This is a genomic window from Pseudonocardia parietis, assembly GCF_017876315.1.
In the GTDB taxonomy this organism is placed as follows: domain Bacteria; phylum Actinomycetota; class Actinomycetes; order Mycobacteriales; family Pseudonocardiaceae; genus Pseudonocardia; species Pseudonocardia parietis.
Genome location: NZ_JAGINU010000001.1, coordinates 7,019,764 through 7,036,603, shown reverse-complemented (window position 1 = coordinate 7,036,603; position 16,840 = coordinate 7,019,764). Strand labels below are relative to the sequence as shown.

General features: G+C 72.5%; 16 protein-coding genes and 1 pseudogene. 12 read left to right on the top strand and 5 right to left on the bottom strand.

The features are described 5' to 3' along the window. Window positions 1–35: 35 nt before the first annotated feature. Window positions 36–1,403 (bottom strand): dipeptidase, encoded by a 1,368-nt coding sequence (locus JOF36_RS33230; RefSeq protein ID WP_210034640.1) that lies wholly within the window; start codon window positions 1,401–1,403, stop codon window positions 36–38. A gap of 89 nt (window positions 1,404–1,492) precedes the next feature. On the opposite strand from JOF36_RS33230, the gene JOF36_RS33225 reads away from it, so the two are divergent. Continuing rightward, window positions 1,493–3,166, top strand: coding sequence for a fatty acyl-AMP ligase (locus tag JOF36_RS33225; RefSeq protein ID WP_210034639.1), 1,674 nt, complete (start codon window positions 1,493–1,495; stop codon window positions 3,164–3,166). A 28-nt stretch (window positions 3,167–3,194) separates the two neighbouring features. Here the strand turns inward: JOF36_RS33225 and pth are convergent, their stop codons facing one another. Continuing rightward, on the bottom strand, window positions 3,195–3,788 hold the full coding sequence (gene pth, locus JOF36_RS33220; protein WP_210034637.1) for an aminoacyl-tRNA hydrolase: 594 nt from the start codon (window positions 3,786–3,788) through the stop codon (window positions 3,195–3,197). Continuing rightward, on the bottom strand, window positions 3,785–4,480 hold the full coding sequence (locus tag JOF36_RS33215) for a 50S ribosomal protein L25/general stress protein Ctc (protein WP_210034635.1): 696 nt from the start codon (window positions 4,478–4,480) through the stop codon (window positions 3,785–3,787). The genes pth and JOF36_RS33215 overlap by 4 nt, the downstream gene beginning before the upstream one ends. Window positions 4,481–4,762: 282 nt before the next feature. Here JOF36_RS33215 and JOF36_RS33210 point away from each other — a divergent pair, with 282 nt between their 5' ends. From JOF36_RS33210 to JOF36_RS33165, 11 genes and pseudogenes are all read left to right on the top strand, one after another. Further along, window positions 4,763–5,887 carry an SMP-30/gluconolactonase/LRE family protein gene (locus JOF36_RS33210; RefSeq protein WP_210034634.1) on the top strand — a complete coding sequence of 375 codons (1,125 nt, stop codon included), beginning with the start codon at window positions 4,763–4,765 and terminating at the stop codon, window positions 5,885–5,887. Beyond that, window positions 5,887–6,645, top strand: coding sequence for an SDR family NAD(P)-dependent oxidoreductase (locus tag JOF36_RS33205; protein ID WP_210034633.1), 759 nt, complete (start codon window positions 5,887–5,889; stop codon window positions 6,643–6,645). Before JOF36_RS33210 ends, JOF36_RS33205 begins: the two co-directional genes overlap by 1 nt. Window positions 6,646–6,673: 28 nt before the next feature. Next, on the top strand, window positions 6,674–7,822 hold the full coding sequence (locus tag JOF36_RS33200; RefSeq protein ID WP_245351064.1) for an acyl-CoA dehydrogenase family protein: 1,149 nt from the start codon (window positions 6,674–6,676) through the stop codon (window positions 7,820–7,822). A gap of 42 nt (window positions 7,823–7,864) precedes the next feature. Next, window positions 7,865–8,428, top strand: a pseudogene (locus JOF36_RS39600) (SMP-30/gluconolactonase/LRE family protein); the annotation flags it as partial. A 38-nt stretch (window positions 8,429–8,466) separates the two neighbouring features. After that, window positions 8,467–8,757 carry an SMP-30/gluconolactonase/LRE family protein gene (locus JOF36_RS41490; RefSeq protein WP_210034632.1) on the top strand — a complete coding sequence of 97 codons (291 nt, stop codon included), beginning with the start codon at window positions 8,467–8,469 and terminating at the stop codon, window positions 8,755–8,757. After that, window positions 8,754–10,364, top strand: a complete 1,611-nt coding sequence (locus tag JOF36_RS33190) for a class I adenylate-forming enzyme family protein (protein ID WP_210034631.1) — start codon at window positions 8,754–8,756, stop codon at window positions 10,362–10,364. The genes JOF36_RS41490 and JOF36_RS33190 overlap by 4 nt, the downstream gene beginning before the upstream one ends. Before the next feature lie 85 nt (window positions 10,365–10,449). Continuing rightward, the gene (locus JOF36_RS41150) at window positions 10,450–11,643 is read left to right on the top strand and encodes a thiolase family protein (protein WP_210034630.1); all 1,194 of its coding nucleotides are present in this window, start codon (window positions 10,450–10,452) and stop codon (window positions 11,641–11,643) included. Continuing rightward, window positions 11,640–12,530 (top strand): enoyl-CoA hydratase, encoded by an 891-nt coding sequence (locus tag JOF36_RS33180; RefSeq protein ID WP_210034628.1) that lies wholly within the window; start codon window positions 11,640–11,642, stop codon window positions 12,528–12,530. The genes JOF36_RS41150 and JOF36_RS33180 overlap by 4 nt, the downstream gene beginning before the upstream one ends. Beyond that, window positions 12,527–13,309 carry an enoyl-CoA hydratase/isomerase family protein gene (locus JOF36_RS33175; protein ID WP_210034626.1) on the top strand — a complete coding sequence of 261 codons (783 nt, stop codon included), beginning with the start codon at window positions 12,527–12,529 and terminating at the stop codon, window positions 13,307–13,309. Before JOF36_RS33180 ends, JOF36_RS33175 begins: the two co-directional genes overlap by 4 nt. Then, the gene (locus tag JOF36_RS33170) at window positions 13,306–14,067 is read left to right on the top strand and encodes an SDR family NAD(P)-dependent oxidoreductase (protein WP_210034625.1); all 762 of its coding nucleotides are present in this window, start codon (window positions 13,306–13,308) and stop codon (window positions 14,065–14,067) included. Before JOF36_RS33175 ends, JOF36_RS33170 begins: the two co-directional genes overlap by 4 nt. A 74-nt stretch (window positions 14,068–14,141) precedes the next feature. Further along, window positions 14,142–14,732, top strand: coding sequence for a TetR/AcrR family transcriptional regulator (locus tag JOF36_RS33165; protein ID WP_210034623.1), 591 nt, complete (start codon window positions 14,142–14,144; stop codon window positions 14,730–14,732). Between the two features lie 443 nt (window positions 14,733–15,175). On the opposite strand, the gene JOF36_RS39595 is transcribed toward JOF36_RS33165, so the two are convergent. Together JOF36_RS39595 and JOF36_RS33155 are read right to left on the bottom strand one after the other, a co-directional pair. Next, entirely contained in the window at window positions 15,176–15,625 is a 450-nt protein-coding gene (locus tag JOF36_RS39595; protein WP_307862709.1) for an MBL fold metallo-hydrolase, read from the bottom strand. Between the two features lie 420 nt (window positions 15,626–16,045). Then, window positions 16,046–16,807, bottom strand: a complete 762-nt coding sequence (locus JOF36_RS33155) for a dienelactone hydrolase family protein (protein WP_210034622.1) — start codon at window positions 16,805–16,807, stop codon at window positions 16,046–16,048. Window positions 16,808–16,840: the final 33 nt, after the last annotated feature.

Here is a 16,840-nt window from a genome sequence, read left to right as displayed (position 1 = left end):
GCTCTGCATACCCGGCGGCGCCGGGCGGCACGCGGTCAGGTCCGCCCGGCCAGCCGGTGCAGCAGCAGTGCCTCGGCGAGCACGCCCTTGCCGAACATCTCCAGGTGCAGGGACTCGTCGATGCCGTGCCAGCGGCTGGCCGGGTCACCGACCCCGGTCACCAGCACGGCGGCACCCGGGAAGGTCCGCGCGAACTCGGCGATGAAGGGGATCGAGCCGCCGATCCCGGTCTCCACCGCCGCGTTGCCGTAGGCCGAGGAGAACGCGGCCCGGGCGTGGTCGTAGACCTCGCCGGTCGAGGACAGGCTGAACGGCTCGGCGACACCGGCTCCCGGCGTCACGCTCACGTGCGCGCCCCACGGCACGTTGCGCCGCAGGTGCTCGGCGAGGGACTGCTGCGCCCGGGCCGCGTCCTGGCCGGGGGCGAGGCGCATGCTCACCACGGCCCGCGCCCGGGGGAGCAGCACGTTGGCGGCTTCGGCGACCTTCGGCGCGTCGATGCCGAGCACCGCGACGGCCGGTTTCTGGTTGACCCGGTCCGGGATGCTGCCGGTACCGAGGAACTCGACGCCGTCGAGCAGGCCGGCGTCGGCGCGGTAGGTCGCCTCGTCCGGGTCGGGCGCGTCGGAGCTGCCGTGCACCAGGCCGGGGACGGCGACCTCGCCCTTGTCGTCGTGCAGGGTCGCCAGCGTCCGGCAGAGCGCCGTGAGCGCGTCGCCGACCGGGCCGCCGTAGATGCCGGAGTGCACCGGACGCTCCAGCATCGACACCTCGACGACGACGTCGACCAGCCCGCGCAGGCTGGTCGTGAGCGCGGGGACGTCGACGGCCGGGTTGGCCGCGTCGGCGATCACGATGACGTCCGCCGCGAGCGCGTCGCGGTGCTGCTCCAGCAGCGCGGTGAGGGTGGGGGAGCCGGACTCCTCCTCGCCCTCGACGAACAGGACGACGCCGACCGGGGGCGTGCCGCCGTAGGCGCGCAGCACCGAGAGGTGGGTCATGACGCCGGCCTTGTCGTCGGCCGCGCCGCGACCGTAGAGCCGCCCGTCGCGCTCGGTCGGCTCGAACGGCGGGCTGGCCCAGTGCTCGTCGCCGCCGGTGGGCTGGACGTCGTGGTGGGCGTAGAGCATGACCGTCGGCATGCCCTCCGGTGCCGGCCAGTGGGCGACCACGGCCGGAGCACCGCCCTCGGCGGCGATGACCTGCACATCGGTGGCACCGGCGTCGCGGGCCAGGCCGGCGACGGCGTCGGCGCTGCGGCGGGTGTCCTCGGCGTGCGCCGGATCGGCCCAGATGCTCGGGATGCGGACCAGGGTCTCCAGATCGGTGCGGGCACCCGGCAGGACCGCGTCGACGGCCTCGGAGAGCTCCGCTGGAGGGCTGCTGATCTGCTGCTCGACCATGTCGCCGGATGTTACGCCGGGGTGGTGTCGCGGCCGACCGGTCGCCGATCACGCGCGCCCGGCGACGGTGGGTCAGTAGGGTCGTGAGCATGTCCCGCTTCCTGGCGACCTTGCTGGAGTCCGCGACCGGCCCCGATCGGGAGCTGCGCGGGATGACGACGGGGGAGCCGCACCACGCGCTGCGGCGGAGCTGGGCGGACGTGCACGACGCCGCCCGGGCGACCGCGGACGCGCTGCGCAGGCCCGGGGAAGCAGGCGAGCCCGCACTCCCGTTCGGCGGCGCGATCGGCGTGCTCGCCGGGGAGCCGGTGTCGATCGCGCCGGTGGCGCAGGCGGTGTGGCTGTGCGGGGGCAGCGTGACGATGCTGCACCAGCCGACCGCGCGCACCGACCTCGCGGTGTGGGCTGCCGACACCGTCGCCACGCTGAAGATGATCGACGCCTCGCTGGTGCTGCTCGGCCCGCCGTTCGACGCGCTCGCCCCGGTCCTGACCGAGCAGGGCATCCCGTTCCGGACGCTGGACTCGCTGGCGGGAGACGCGGCCGCGTTCACCGCCTCGGCGGACGTGGCGGGCGAGGACGACACGGCGCTGCTGCAGCTCACCAGTGGGTCCACCGCGACCCCGAAGGCCGTCCGGATCACCCACGCGAACCTGCACGCCAACATCAGGGCGATGGTCACCGCGTCCGAACTGGACGTCACGACCGACCGGATGGTGTCCTGGCTGCCGCTGTTCCACGACATGGGGATGGTCGGGTTCCTGACCGTCCCGATGACGGTCGGGCTGGACCTGGTCACGGTGACCCCGATGGACTTCCTCGGCAGGCCGCGGCTGTGGGCCGAGCTGATCTCGCGCTACGGCGGCACGGTCACCGCCGCTCCGAACTTCGCCTACGCGGTGCTGGCCCGCCAGCTCGCCCGGGTCGACGACGGCGAGCTCGACCTGTCGTCGCTGCGGATCGCGCTGAACGGCGCCGAGCCGGTCGACCCGGCCGCGGTCGAGGCCTTCACCACCGCCGGGGCCCGCTTCGGGCTGCGGCCGGAGTCGGTGCTGTGTGCCTACGGCATGGCCGAGACCGCGCTGGGTGTCGCCTTCGCGCCCGTCCACAACGGACTGGTGGTGGACCGGGTGGACGCCGAGGCCCTGGAGGCACATCGGTTGGCGACCCCCGCGGCGTCCGGTCCGGCCCGTGAGTTCCCGGAGCTCGGCCCCCCGCTGCCGGGGATCGAGGTGAAGGTCGTCGGCCGGGGCGGGCGGGAGCTGGGCCCGCGCGAGGTCGGCGTGCTGCACCTGCGCGGGGACGCGGTGACCCCGGGCTACCTGACCATCGACGGGCCGGTGTCCACGCAGGACGGCGACGGCTGGTTCGACACCGGCGACGAGGGTTACCTGACGGACGGGGGCGCCGTCGTCGTCTGCGGCCGCACCAAGGACGTGATCATCATGGGCGGCCGCAACATCTACCCGACCGACATCGAGCGTGCGGCAGGCGCCGCGGAGGGCGTGCGGGCGGGCAACGTCGTCGCCGTGCGGATCGCGGCCGGCGAGGGCCGGCACCGGGAGTCGTTCGCCGTCGCGGTCGAGGCGAAGGGTGCCGACAGCGCCGAGGCGATGAAGGCGATCCGCGACGACGTCATCCGGCGTGTGGTCTCCGCGGTCGGCGTCCGCCCGGCCGAGGTCGCGGTCCTCGCCCCGGGCAGCCTGCCCAAGACACCGTCCGGCAAGCTCCGCCGCGCCGCCACCGCCGACCTGATCGTCTGACCCCGCCCCCTCCCTGAGGAGGGGCGGGTCAGCCGGACAGCGGGTGGAACCGGTTCTGCGCCGGCTCCAGACCGTCGGTGAGCAGCGCCTCGGCGGCGTCGGCGGCCAGGTCGAGCCCGAGATCGAGCTCCTTCTTCTCGGTGCCGGAGAACCGCTTGAGCACGTAGTCCGCCGGATCCTGCCTGCCGGGTGGGCGGCCGATCCCGAACCGCACCCGCAGGTAGTCCTTCGTCCCCAGCGAGCGGCTGATCGAGCGCAGGCCGTTGTGCCCGCCCTCGCCGCCGCCACGCTTGAGCCGGACGACTCCGAACTCGAGATCCAGCTCGTCGTGGACGACGATCACCTCGGTCGGCGGGATCGAGAAGTAGTTCACGAGCCCGGCGACCGGGCCGCCCGAGAGGTTCATGTACGTCCGGGGGACGGCCACGGTCACCGGGCGGCCGGCGAGCCGGCCCTGGGCCACATCGGAGTTCGTCCGCTTGTGCACCGAGAACCGGCCCGCGCCGGCCCGCGACGCCAGCAGTGCGGCGACGTGGACACCGACGTTGTGCCGGGTCTCGGCGTACTCCGGGCCCGGGTTGCCGAGCCCGACCACCAGAGCGGGGCCGGGCGGGGAACTCACTTCTCGGAGTCTCCCTCGGAGCCGGCGGAACCGCCCTCGGCGGACTCGTCGGAGGCGGTCTCGGCGGCCTCGGCCTGCTCCTCGTCGGAGGGCTCCTCGACGACGCCGGCACCCTCGGTGTCGACCTCGGCCTCGAGGTCCGCCTCGGTCGGCGCCGGGACGACCTGCACGACCAGGTACTCCTCGTCGGTGCGCAGCTCGACGCCCTTGGGCAGGTTCAGGTCCTTGGCGAAGTACTGGGTGCCGATCTCGGCGCCCTCGACGGAGACCTCGATGCTCTCCGGGATGTTCAGCGCGTCGGCCTCGATCACGACGGTGTTCATGTCCTGGGTGACCAGCGAGCCCGGGGCGGCGGTGCCGGTGACGTGGACGTCGAGCTCGACCTCGACCTTCTCGCCGCGCTTGATCACGAGCAGGTCGACGTGCTCGACGTAGGGGCGGAGCGGGTGCACGACCACGGTCTTGGTCAGCGCCAGCTGCGGGGCGCTGCCGGCCACGTCCAGCTCGACCACGGCGTTGCGGCCCTGGTCACGGACGACGGCCGCGAACTCCAGCGACGGCAGCGACAGGTGCACCGGGTCGGTACCGTGCCCGTAGAGGACGGCGGGGATCTTGCCTGCCCTGCGGGTGCGGCGGGCGGCGCCCTTGCCGAACTCGGTCCGGTTCTCGGCAGGAATGCGGGTCTGGGCCACGGGAGTGCTCCTCGTCGATATTGCTGCGTGAAGGGCGCGCGGCGAGAGGAGCCGATCGGGATCGGCCCACGTCGATCACGGCGGGTCAGCGTGCACCCGCCCTCGCCGCGGAGATGCGGGAAGTCTACGTGACCGGTGCCTACATCCTCCGGGCCCCTGCCCGGACGCCCGAGTCCGGCGTCGGCCGGGGCGCGCCGATGCGCTCTTCGTGATTGACCGAGCCTCTACCGGCTGCTAAACAGTCCTAACTGGTTAGGTAAGATTGAAAGAGGTTCGGACACGATGAGGTGGCAGAAGAACCGGCGCCGAGGTATGCGGCGCGCGGCAGCGGTGGGAGCCGTCGCAGCACTCGGCGTGGGAGCGCTGGTCGCGACGGCACACGCCGAGGCAGACGGGGGAGTCGAGCGGGAGTGGCTCGACATCGAGATCTTCGCGGACGTCCCGGCTCCGGGGCACCCCGAGGGAATCACCGTCGCCGACGACGGAACCGTCTACGTCGGCACGCAGCAGCACATCAGCGAGCCGCACACCGGCCCGTCGAAGATCTTCGCCTACGATCCGGCCGGTGAGCTCGTCGCGGAACACGTGATCGAGGGGCAGGATCCGCGGCACGGCGCCGGCGTCGTCGGCCTGGCCCAGGACGGCGACGGGATCGTCTATGCCCTCGACCGGTATCCGCAGCGGGTGATCGCGCTCGATCCGGCGACCGGTGAGCAGACCGACTACGCGACGTTCGCCCAGGTCAAGGAGCTCTGCGTGCAGGCGAGCGCGCTCACGCTGGTCACCCAGTGTGCGATCCCGGACGGTCTCACCTTCGGACCGGACGGTGCGCTCTACGTCACCGACGTGGCCCAGGCCCTGATCTGGCGTGTCCCGCCCGGCGGTGGCGAGGCGGAGGTCTGGTTCTCCGATCCGCGGATCGAGAGCGTCTTCGGCGCCAACGGGATCGAGTTCGTCGACGAGGACACGATCATGTTCGCCCAGTCCCTGACCGGCCCGGCGGACGGCCTCCCGCCGCGTCCGGACACGAGCAGGCTCTACACCATCGACATCGGACCCGATGGTGGCGCCGGCGAGCTCGAGCTGTTCTGGGAGAGCCGGCCGGCGGACGGGATCGACGGCTTCGCGATCGCCGAGTCGGGCAACGTCTACGCCGCTCTGGCGTTCGCCAACGCGGTGGTCGTGCTCTCGCCCGAGGGGCGCGAGATCGGCCGCAACCCCGCGAACCCGGCCGAGAACCTCCTGCTCGACGTGCCGATGGACGACCCGGCCAGCGTGGCGTTCCTGGGCGACCGTGTCCTGGTCACCAACCACACGTTGTTCATCGGGAATCCTGCCTCATGGGTTGTCCATGACGTCTACGCCGGCGAGCCCGGCCGGGCCGAGTTCCGTCCGCGGGTGCGCTGATGCCGACGGACATCGCCGTCACGCCGGGACGGCTGGACCGGAAGGCCGTGCTCGTCACCGGTGGCGCGCACGGCATCGGGGCGGCGATCGCGGACCGGTTCGTCGCGGAGGGCGCCGATGTGCTCGTCGCCGACGTGGCGGCGGGGCAGGAGGCCGGCGGACGTGCCGTCCGCTGTGACGTCTCGGTGCCGGAGGACGTCGCCGCGGCGGTCGCCGAGGCCGAGGCCCGGTTCGGCGGGCTGGACATCATGGTCAACAACGCCGGGCTCGGCTCGGCGCGGGACCTGGTCGACCTCGACGACGAGGAGTGGGCCCGGGTCATCGGGGTCAACCTCACCGGAACCTTCCACGGCATCCGGCACGCGGCTCCGGCCATCGGGCGCCGGGGTGGTGGCGCGATCCTGAACATGTCCTCGCTCGCCGGCGGACGGGCGTTGCCGGGGATGGGGGCGTACTCGGCGGCGAAGGCCGGGGTCGAGGCGCTGACCCGCACCGCGGCGGTCGAACTGCGTGGCGCCGGGATCAGGGTCAACGCGATCGTGCCCGGACTGATCGGGACCGCGGCCGCGCACGGCGGGGCTGCGGTGCTGGCCCGGGGCCTCGGGGTGGACGACGTCGGGGACTACCTCGACCGCAGACAGGGCCGGTGGGGGCGACCGGACGAGGTGGCGGAGGTCGCGGTGCACCTGGTCGAGGACGCCACGGCCTTCACCTCGGGACTGCTCTATGCGATCGACAACGGCGGCAGCGCCTCCTGACCGGGAGGGCGCGCGGAAGAGGGTGGACATGACGTCGACGGAGGACATGCCGGCTCACCGGTACGAGTTCGTGGAGTCGCTGCGCGACTTCGCCCGGCGGGAGTGCGGGACGCGCGAGCAGCGGCGCGCGCTCAGCGAGGGCGACCGGATCACGCACAGCGCCGAGCTGTTCGGCAAGCTGGCCGACCTCGGCTGGATCGGCTGTGCGATCCCGGAGGCCTACGGCGGCGGAGGCGGGAGCACCAGCGACGCCTGCCATCTCGTCGAGGAGATGGCCTACGGGAAGGCGCCGCTGTTCGGGCTGGGCGTCTCCCTGGTGAGCGCCACGGTCGTGCAGCGCTTCGGCACGGAGGCGCAGAAGCAGGACATCCTCGGCGGGGTCTGCCGGGGAGAGGTCCTGGCCACCGCGATCAGCGAGCCCGGCGCCGGCTCGGACGCCGGAGCGATGATGTGCCGGGCCGAGCGGCGGGGCGGGAAGTTCATCGTCAACGGGCAGAAGACCTGGATCTCCTGTGCGCACATCGCCTCCCGGATCCTGGTTCTCTGCCGGACCGACAGCACCGGGGACAAGCACGCCGGGATCACCATGCTCGACATCCCGGTGGGCACCCCGGGGCTCGAGATCCGTCCGATCGCGACGATGGGCGGCGACGAGGTTAACGACGTCTACCTCACCGATGTCGAGGTCGACGAGGACCGGGTGATCGGCACCGAGGGCGGTGCCTGGCACCAGATCATGCGCTGCTTGAACGCGGACCGGTTGATGTGCGGTGCGGTGTTCCTCGGTCACGCCAGGCGGGCGTTCGACGACGCGCTGGACTACATCCAGGAGCGGGAGCAGTTCGATCGGCCGATCGGCAGCTTCCAGGCGCTCCGGCACCGGATCGCCGACCTGGCCACGGAGGTGGAGTGCTGCCGGCTGCTCGTGCGCGACGCGGCCCGGAAGCTGGACCGCGACCCCGACCGGCAGGTGCCCCGGGAGGCTTCGATGATCAAGTTGAAGGTCACCGAGACCGCCAAGCGGATCGCGATCGAGGGCATGCAGATGATGGGTGGGGCCGGTTACACGCTGGAGTACGACATGCAGCGCCACCTCCGGCAATCGATCATCGCGACCGTCTATGCGGGCACCAGCGAGATCCAGCGAGAGATCATCGGCCGGTCCTACGGCCTCTGAGCATGTATCGAACCCAGACGATCGCAATCGAGGAGAACTGACGTGAGCAGAGCGTTCCAGACCGTCGTCGACGGCGGTGACTACTTCGAGGGCGTCCGGTGGCACGAGGGCCGCTGGTACGCCTCGGACGCCTTCCGGGGCATCGTGTGCGCGTTCGATCCCGCCGGGGTGCGGGAGGACCTGATGCAGGTCGACGCCTTGTGCTCGGGACTCGGCTGGCTCCCGGACGGCTCCCTGCTCGTGGTCTCGATGAAGGACCGGACCCTGCTCCGGCGGTCCCCCGACGGGACGGTCTCGACGCATGCGGACCTCGCGCCGGTGTCCGAGCACTGGATCAACGACATGGTCGTCGACCGGCAGGGCCGGGCATGGGTGGGCACCATCGGGTTCGCGATCGTCGACGGTGCCGACCCGGAACCGGGCGCCCTGTACCGGGTCGACCCCGACGGCACGGTCACCGTCGCCGTGGACGGGTTGTGGTGCCCGAACGGTGTCGTCGTGACCGCCGACGGATCGACCCTGGTCGTGGCGGAGAGCTTTGCGGCCCGGCTGACCGCGTTCACGATCGGCGCCGACGGTGCGCTGAGCGAGCGCCGGGTTCTCGCCCAGTTCGGTACACCGCCCGCTCCGGGGGCGCTGCCGAGATGCTCGGTGCCGCCGAGCTCGCCCCGGACGGGCTCGCGATCGACGCCGAGGACCACATCTGGGCGGCGGACGCCGTGGGCCGGCGGTGCGTGCGGGTCTCGCCCGACGGTGTGGTGGTCGACGAGGTCGCGCACCCGCGGGGCACCAACGTCTACAGCTGTGCGCTGGGTGGCGCCGACGGGCGGACCCTGGCGCTCGCGGCGGCCGACGGGTTCTTCGAGGCGGCCCAGGGGGTGACGGGCACCGCCGAGCTGGTCACCAGCACGGTCGAGGTGCCCGCCGCGCGATGAGCACCCGGCAGGCGGGGGTGGCGCCGGCGGTGAGCACCCCCGCGACGTTGCTGCGCAAGATCGCGGTCACCTACGCGGAGCGGGTCGCGGTGGCCTGCGGCGAGCGTTCTCTGACCTACGCCGCCCTGGCCGAACGGGCCAACCGGTTGGCGAACGCGCTGACCGCGAGCGGGCTGCACAAGGGCGACCGCGTCGCGATGCTCGGCGACAACTGCCTGGAGTCGCTGGAGCAGATCGTCGGCTCCGGGGCAGGCGGGTTCGTGCGGTGCTCGCTGCACGCACACGACGCCCCGGCCCGCCACCGGTACCTGATCGAGATGACCGGCTCGCGGGTCCTCGTGGTGCAGGACCACTACTACGACGCGCTCGTGGCCGAGCTGGACGAGGTGCCGGCGCTGGAGCTCGTGGTCGTCCTCGGTGACCTGCCGGAGAGCCCGGGCCGGGTGCCCGTCGTCGGGTACGAGGACTGGCTCGCCGCCGCGTCGCCCCGGCCACCCAGGGTGGCGCTCGAGGGGACCGACCCGAACGTCATCCGGTTCACCTCCGGTACCACGGGGTTCCCGAAGGGGATCATCATCTCGGTCGAGGGCACGATGGCGATGGGCAACGAGCTCGCGCTCGTGCTGCCCCGCTTCGACGAGGACGACCGCTATCTCGCGGCGGGCCCGCTCACCCACGCCGCCAGCATGTTCATCTACTCGCTGCTGGCGGTCGGGGCCACCACGATCGTGCTGCCCCGGTTCGACCCGGCCGGCTTCCTCGAGATCGTCGAACGGGAGCGGATCACCGCGACCCTCCTGGTCCCCACGATGATCCAGATGGTCGCCGAGCACCCGGATGCCGCGAGCCGCGACGTGTCCAGCCTGCGGGCGGTGATGTACGGGGCCGCGCCGATCTCGGAGGCGACCCTGTCGAAGGCGCTCCGGCTCTGGGGCAACATCATGTACCAGCTCTACGGGCAGAGCGAGGTGGTGCCGATGGCGGTGCTGACCCCGCGCCACCACCACGTGGACGGGACCGACGCCGAGCGGCGCCGGCTCACCTCCGCGGGACTGCCGACCCCGAACTCGTACTTCCGGATCGTCGACGAGACCGGCGCGGAGCTCCCGCCCGGCGAGGTCGGCGAGATCGAGGCGTCCGCGCCGTGCGTCATGGCCGGGATCTGGCAGAACGACGAGGCCGCCGCGGAACGGTTCACCGCGGACGGCTGGGTGCGGACCCGGGACATGGGCTACGTCTGCAAGGACGGCTTCCTCTACCTGGCCGACCGGAAGGAAGACCTGATCAACTCCGGCGGCTTCAACATCTGGCCCGCCGAGATCGAGCACGCGATCGCCGCGCACCCCGCCGTTCGCGACGCTGCCGTGGTCGGTGTCGCGCACCCGAAGTGGGGCGAGACACCGTATGCGGTCGTCGTGCTCCGGGAGGGACACGCGGTGTCCGAGGACGAGCTCGTCGAGTGGACCCGCCAGGAGGTCGGTTCCTACAAGAAGATCATCGGTGTGGTCTTCGCGGACGAGCTGCCGAGGACCCCGGTGGGCAAGCTGCTGCGGCGCCAGGTCCGGGAAGAGCACTTCGCTCGGTCCGCCGGTATCAGCGGTGCCTGAACCGACCGGCGGTGCTCGTCCGGCGGGCCCTCGTTCGCGGGCCTCGTTCGCCGGGCCCTCGGTCGCCGGGACAAAGGAGTAATACGTGCGTGAGGTCGTGATCAGCGGGGTCGGGATGACCCGTTTCGGGAAGCACCCGGACCGGCCGGTGTCCTCGCTCGTCGCGGAGGCGACGAGCGAGGCGCTGGCGGATGCCGGTACGGCCGCATCCGATCCGGCGATCGGCGCGGTGTACTACGGCAACGTGCTCGGCGGGTTGTTGCAGGGCCAGGAGTCGGTCCGCGGCCAGCACGCGGTGCGGGAGACCGGCCTGGCCGGGGTGCCGCTGGTGAACGTGGAGAACGCCTGTGCCTCGGGTGCGACGGCGTTGCACCAGGCGTGGCTGGCGGTGGCGTCCGGGCAGGTCGAGGTGGCCGTCGCGCTCGGTGCGGAGAAGCTGGTCGTCGGGGACAAGGGCCGTGCCCTGGCGGCGTTGACGTCGGCGCTGGACCAGGAGCGGCTGGCGGAGATCCGTGCGGAGCTGGGCAGCCGGGACACCGGTTCGGTCTTCATGGACGTCTACGCGCGCTTCGCGGCCTGGTACCAGGAGGCCTCGGGCGCGATGGCCGAGGACTTCGCCCTGGTCGCGGTGAAGAACGCCGCACACGGTGCGGCCAACCCCAAGGCCCAGTACGGGCGGGAGCTGACCGTCGCCGACGTGCTCGGGGCCCGGACGGTCAGCGGTGCGCTGACGGTGCCGATGTGTGCCCCGCTGTCCGACGGTGCCGCGGCGGTCGTGCTGACCACGCCCGAGCTGGCCGGGCGGCACGGTGCGGAGTCGGTGCGGCTGCTGGCCACCGCGCTCGGGTCCGGCCGTGCGGGGACCTATGGCGAGCTGGTGCCGTCGGTGGCTGCCCGGGCGTTCCGGGCGGCGGGTCTGGGGCCGGACGAGATCGACGTCGTCGAGTGCCACGACGCGGCGGCCCCGGCCGAGCTGATCGTCCTCGAACAGCTCGGTCTGTGCGCCGCGGGGGAGGCCCCGGGCCTGCTCCGCGACGGGCAGACCCGGATCGGGGGCCGGTTGCCGGTGAACCCCAGTGGTGGGCTCCAGTCCAAGGGTCATCCGCTCGGCGCGACCGGTCTGGCCCAGATCGTCGAGCTCGCCGACCAGCTGCGCGACCGTGCCGGGGACCGGCAGGTCGAGGGCGCGCGGCACGCCGTCGCGGAGAACGCGGGCGGCTATCTCGGACCGGACGCCGCCGTCGCGGCGGTCACCATTCTGGGAAGGACGGGAGCATGAGCGAGGACTCCACGCAGCCACGGGTCCGCCTCGAGTACCCGGCGGACGGTGTGGCCCGGGTGGTGCTGGCCCGGCCGGCGAAGCTCAACGCGCAGGACCGCCGGATGCTGCACGAGCTCGACGACGCCTACCAGCGGGCGGTGCGCGACGAGGCCGTGCGGGTGGTGGTGCTGGCCGCCGACGGGGAGGACTTCTCCTCCGGGCACGACCTGGACATCGAGCGTGCCTTCGACATGGACGGGGTCACCCCGCGCACCCTGACCGGCGGGTTTGACGCGCCCGGCGCCGAGGGCTGGTACGCGACCGAGGAGGAGGTCTTCCTCGGGCTGTGCCTGCGGTGGCGGGAGCTGCCCCGCCCGCTGATCGCCCAGGTGCAGGGCCGGGCCATCGGCGGGGCCCTGGAGCTGATCTGGCCGTGTGACCTGATCGTCGCCGCCGACGACGCCGTCTTCCTGGATCCGACCAGCGCGTTCGGGGCGGCCGCCGCCGAGTACTTCGTGCACCCGTGGGAGCTCGGGCACCGGCGGGCCAAGGAGATGCTGTTCACCGGGGAACCGATCGGCGCCCGCGACGCCCAGGCCCTCGGCATGGTCAACCGGGTCGCCCCGCGCGCGGAGCTGGAGGCCGAGACGCTGGCGCTCGCGCAGCGGATCGCGGCCCGTCCGCAGTTCGGGATCCGGCTGGCCAAGCGTGCGGTCAACCGGGCCCTCGACCTGCAGGGCATGCGCAGCACGGTGGAGTCGACCTTCGACACCCACCACCTCGCGCACGCGCACAACCGCGAGCGGTTCGGGGGGCTCGTCGACCCGGCCGGCGCGGCGATCATCCGGGCCGACGCGCAACGCGGACGGCCCGACCACACCAGCGATCGGAGTGACCACCCGTGACGCACGACGACGTCCGGTACGAGATCCGGGGCAGCGCCGCCTGGATCACCCTGAACCGGCCCGAGCGGCGCAACGCGCTGTCGGTCGAGCTGCTCGACGGCGTCGCCGCCGGGCTGCGTGACGCCGAGGGCGACCGGGCCGTCCGGTCGGTGGTGTTCGCGGGGGCCGGGCCGATGTTCTGTGCCGGTGCCGACCTCAAGCGGGTCCTCGGTGAGCTCGGCGGAGCCGGCGTGACCGACTTCCTGCGGCGGGCCGCGGCGCTGTTTGACCAGGTCGCACGGCACCCGCAGCCGGTGATCGCCGCCGTGCACGGCGGCGTGATCGCCGGTGGGCTGGAGCTGGTACTGGCCTGCGACCTGGTCCTGGCCACCCGCACGGCCACCTTCGCCGACGGGCACGCCCGGTACGGGTTGTTCCCGGCCGCGGGCGGCGCCACCCGGCTGCCCCGCCGGATCGGCGCGAACCGGGCCAAGCAGCTGCTCTTCACCGCCGAGAGCTGGAGCTCCGACCGGATGTACGAGGCGGGCCTGGTCAACGAGGTGGTCGACGACGACCGGCTGGACGCGGCGGTACAGGAGCTGACCGAGCGGATCGGCCGGCTCAGTCCGCTCGGACTGGCCCGGATCAAGGACGTTGTCGAGACCGGGCTCGACCGCCCGCTCGACGACGCCCTGGGCTACGAGCTGCGGGCCTGTGAGGAGTACGCGACGAGCCGGGACTTCGCGGAGGGCCTGCAGGCGTTCGCCGACCGCCGCGAGCCGGAGTTCGTGGGCGAATGAACATCACGGGAAAGGTCGCGGTGGTGGCCGGTGGTGCCTCGGGCCTCGGCCGGGCCGTGTGCACCCACCTGGCGGAGGCCGGCGCGTCGGTGGTCGTACTGGACCGGGACCGTGCGGGAGCGGAGAGACTCGCGGCCGAACTGCCGGCGGCGCTCGGGATCGAGGCCGACGTCGCGGACGCCGCGGCGGTGGAACGGGCGATCGACCGGGCACTGGACCGGTTCGGGGCGGTGCACGTCGGCGTCAACACCGCGGGTGTCGTCGATGCCGCCCGGGTCGTCTCCCGGCGCGGGCCGGCTCGTCTGGAGGACTTCGAGCGGGTCGTGCGGATCAACCTGTGCGGCACGTTCAACGTCATGCGGGTCGCCGTCGCGGCGATGCTGCAGAACGAACCGGAGAACGGCGAGCGCGGCGTCATGGTCAACACCGCGTCCGGGGCGGCGTACGACGGGCAGAGCGGCCAGGCCGCCTACAGCGCCAGCAAGGCCGGCGTGATCGGGCTGGCCCTGCCCGTGGCCCGAGACCTGGCGGGCACCGGGGTCCGGGTGAACACGATCGCGCCGGGCCTGTTCGAGACCCCGATGACCGAGTCGCTACCGGACCGGGTGCGGGCGGGGATCGAGGCGACACTGGTGGAACCGGCCCGGATGGGCCGGCCTGCCGAGTTCGCCAGGATGGTCCTCGGCATCGTCGAGAACGGGTACCTCAACGCCGAGTGCATCCGCCTCGACGCCGCGGTCCGTCCGCCGGCCCGCTGAGCCGCCCCGACACGGCCGATAACGTCTGCAGACAGGTGTCGCCGGCCCGGGCCGGCGACACCGAGAGGAGAGGGATGGCACGGCAGCGAGCCACCAGCGTCCAGGAGCTCGTCGACGCCGCGGCCAGGGTCTTCGAGCGCAAGGGGTACGTGGACGCCACGATCAGCGACGTGGCGACCGAGGCGGGGGTCAGCAAACCGACGCTGTACCAGTACGTCGACTCGAAGCGCTGGTTGCTGGAGACCATCGTCGAGCAGGTCATCTACCCGCTCCGGCACGGCGTCGAGGAGATCGTCACCAGCGAGCGTTCACCGCGTGCCAAGCTCGAGGCCTACCTTCGCCTCCAGGTGGACTCGGCGGTCCGGTACCGCACCTACTACCGGGTGCTCACCGCCGACGAGCACCAGCTCTCGCCGCAGGCGCTGCGCAACTACCGGTCATGGGCCCGCGACGTGAACCACGCGGCCGAGCAGCTGCTGCACGACTGCGCCCGGGCCGGAGTGGTGCGCGACGATCTGGACGTTCCGACGGCGGTGAACCTGATCAACGGGATGCTGCTGTCCGTCTCCCGCTGGTACCACGGGACGGGTCGGCTGAGCCCCGACGAGTTGCACGCCCACGTACTCCGCCTCCTGACCGGTTTCGTCCTCCCGGTCGTGGACTGAGAGCGGGCCTGCAGGGCGGTACGACCGGTCCGCATCCCGGCGACATCGAGCAGGTGGTCAGGCGGTCGTGACGTAGACGGCCGCATGCTCACGGGGTCGGACCTGACCGGTGCCTGCGGGGGACGGACCAGCCAGGACCACGCGCGGAAGGCTCCGGAACGGTCGGGAGGGGTGTCGCGCGCGTCCCGGCTGGTGGGTGGTGCGGAGTGGGATCGCCGGTCAGGCGTTGCCGTCGAACAGGCGGATCTGGGCGTGAGTAGTGCAGCGACCAGCACATGGGGCGCGTTCATGATCCACCGGGCAGTGAGAGCGCCCGCGACGGCCCCCTGGGCAGCCGTCCAGGCAGCGTCGATCGCCTTCCGTGCAACCTCCTCCGAGCCCGGCATCAGGTGTCCGTATGTCGTCAGCACGAGTTCATCTCGGAGGGCGCCTCGGTGCCGGGATCACCTGGAAGCCGATCCGGACGCCGTCGACAGTCCCTCCTGCCCGGTGCGGGTGATGTCGCGGGTCGGCGAGATCAGCGTCACGGTCCCGACCGGGAGGGCGGCGCCGTACATGTAGGCGGCGCGGCGCTCCATCGCGGTTCCGGCGTAGACGTTCTCCGCCACCGCGTGCTCGACGAATCCGTCGCGGGCCTGGATCGGGACCCGGCCGGCGGCGACGTCGTTGTCGGACACCACGCCCGGTCCGCCGCCGAAGTGGTCGACGTGGCTGTGGGTGTAGATCATTCCGGTGACCGGCCGGTTCCCCCGGCGCTCGCGGTAGAGCGTGAGGGCGGCCGCGGCGGTCTCGGTGGAGACCAACGGATCGATCACGATCACACCCGCGGTGCCCTCGACCAGGGTCATGTTCGACAGGTCGAGTCCCCGGACCTGGTAGATGCCCTCGGTCACCTCGTAGAGGCCGTGCAGCGCGACGCTGCGCCTGCCGCCACAGGCTCGGGTTCACCGTTTCGGGCCGCGACGCCTCGAGGACCGAGGACCAGGCGTCGGCGTCCCAGACGACCCGCCCGTCGGCGGCGTGTAACTGTCCCGGGCGCACCGCCCCGAGGAAACCGTGCGCGGCGTCGATGGAGTCCGCGGTGTCGGAGAAGGGCAGGTGTGCCTCCATGTCGGTGGCCGCTGCGGTGATCTCGGGGTCGGCAATCGTGTCGGTCACGGTCGGGTTCCTCCTGCCGGTCGGAACGCGGTGTCGCCCACCGCGACGGGACGTCGCAGCCAACGCCGAGCACGTGACCGCATCCTGGCGTTCGTGGCCCCCCGGGGACCCGCGCGGTGGTCATCGCAGCCTTGGTCGATCCCGATCGATGGTGCTCACGTCGCCACCGGCAGGCACTCGGCGAGCAGCTCGACGACGTCGCGCCAGGCTCGTTGCGCGTGCCGCGGGTGGTATCCGACGCCGGGAACCAGAGCCTGGCCGTACGTGCCGTCGGCCGAGACCGTGCCGTCCGGATCGGTGGGCGGGTGGTGGAAGGCGTGCAGGGCGCCGCCGTAGACCACGAGGCGCCAGTCGACGCCCGCGGCCTGCATCTCGGCGGCGAACGCGTCCCGTTGCGCGGGCGGCATGATCGGGTCCTCGGACCCGACCCCGGCCCACACCGGGCACCTAATGTGCGCCGCCTCGCCCGGTCGGCCCGTGGTCACGGCGTTGATCGTGCCGATCGCGCGCAGGTCGACGCCGTCGCGCCCGAGTTCCAGTCCGATGGCGCCGCCGGTGCCGTAGCCGATGGCGGCGATCCGGTCGGGGTCGGTGCGCGGTTCGGCGCGCAGCACATCGAGGGCCGCGTGGCCGATGTCCCGCATCCGGTCGGGGTCGGCGAGCAGCGGCATGCAGCGCGCCAGCATCTCCTCGGGGTCGCTGAACCAGCGCCCGCCGTGGATGTCGAAGGCCAGCGCCACGTACCCCAGCTCGGCGAGGGCGTCGGCTCGGCGGCGCTGGAAGTCGTTGAGCCCCGTCCCTTCAGGACCGATCAGGACCGCGGGCCGGCGGCCGACACCGGCCGGCTGCGCGAGATGTCCCACCATCGTCAGGCCGTCGGCCGGGTACTCGACCGAGCGTGTCGTCACCTCTGTCATGACAGCGGACGCTAGAGACCGGGTGGGCGGTGC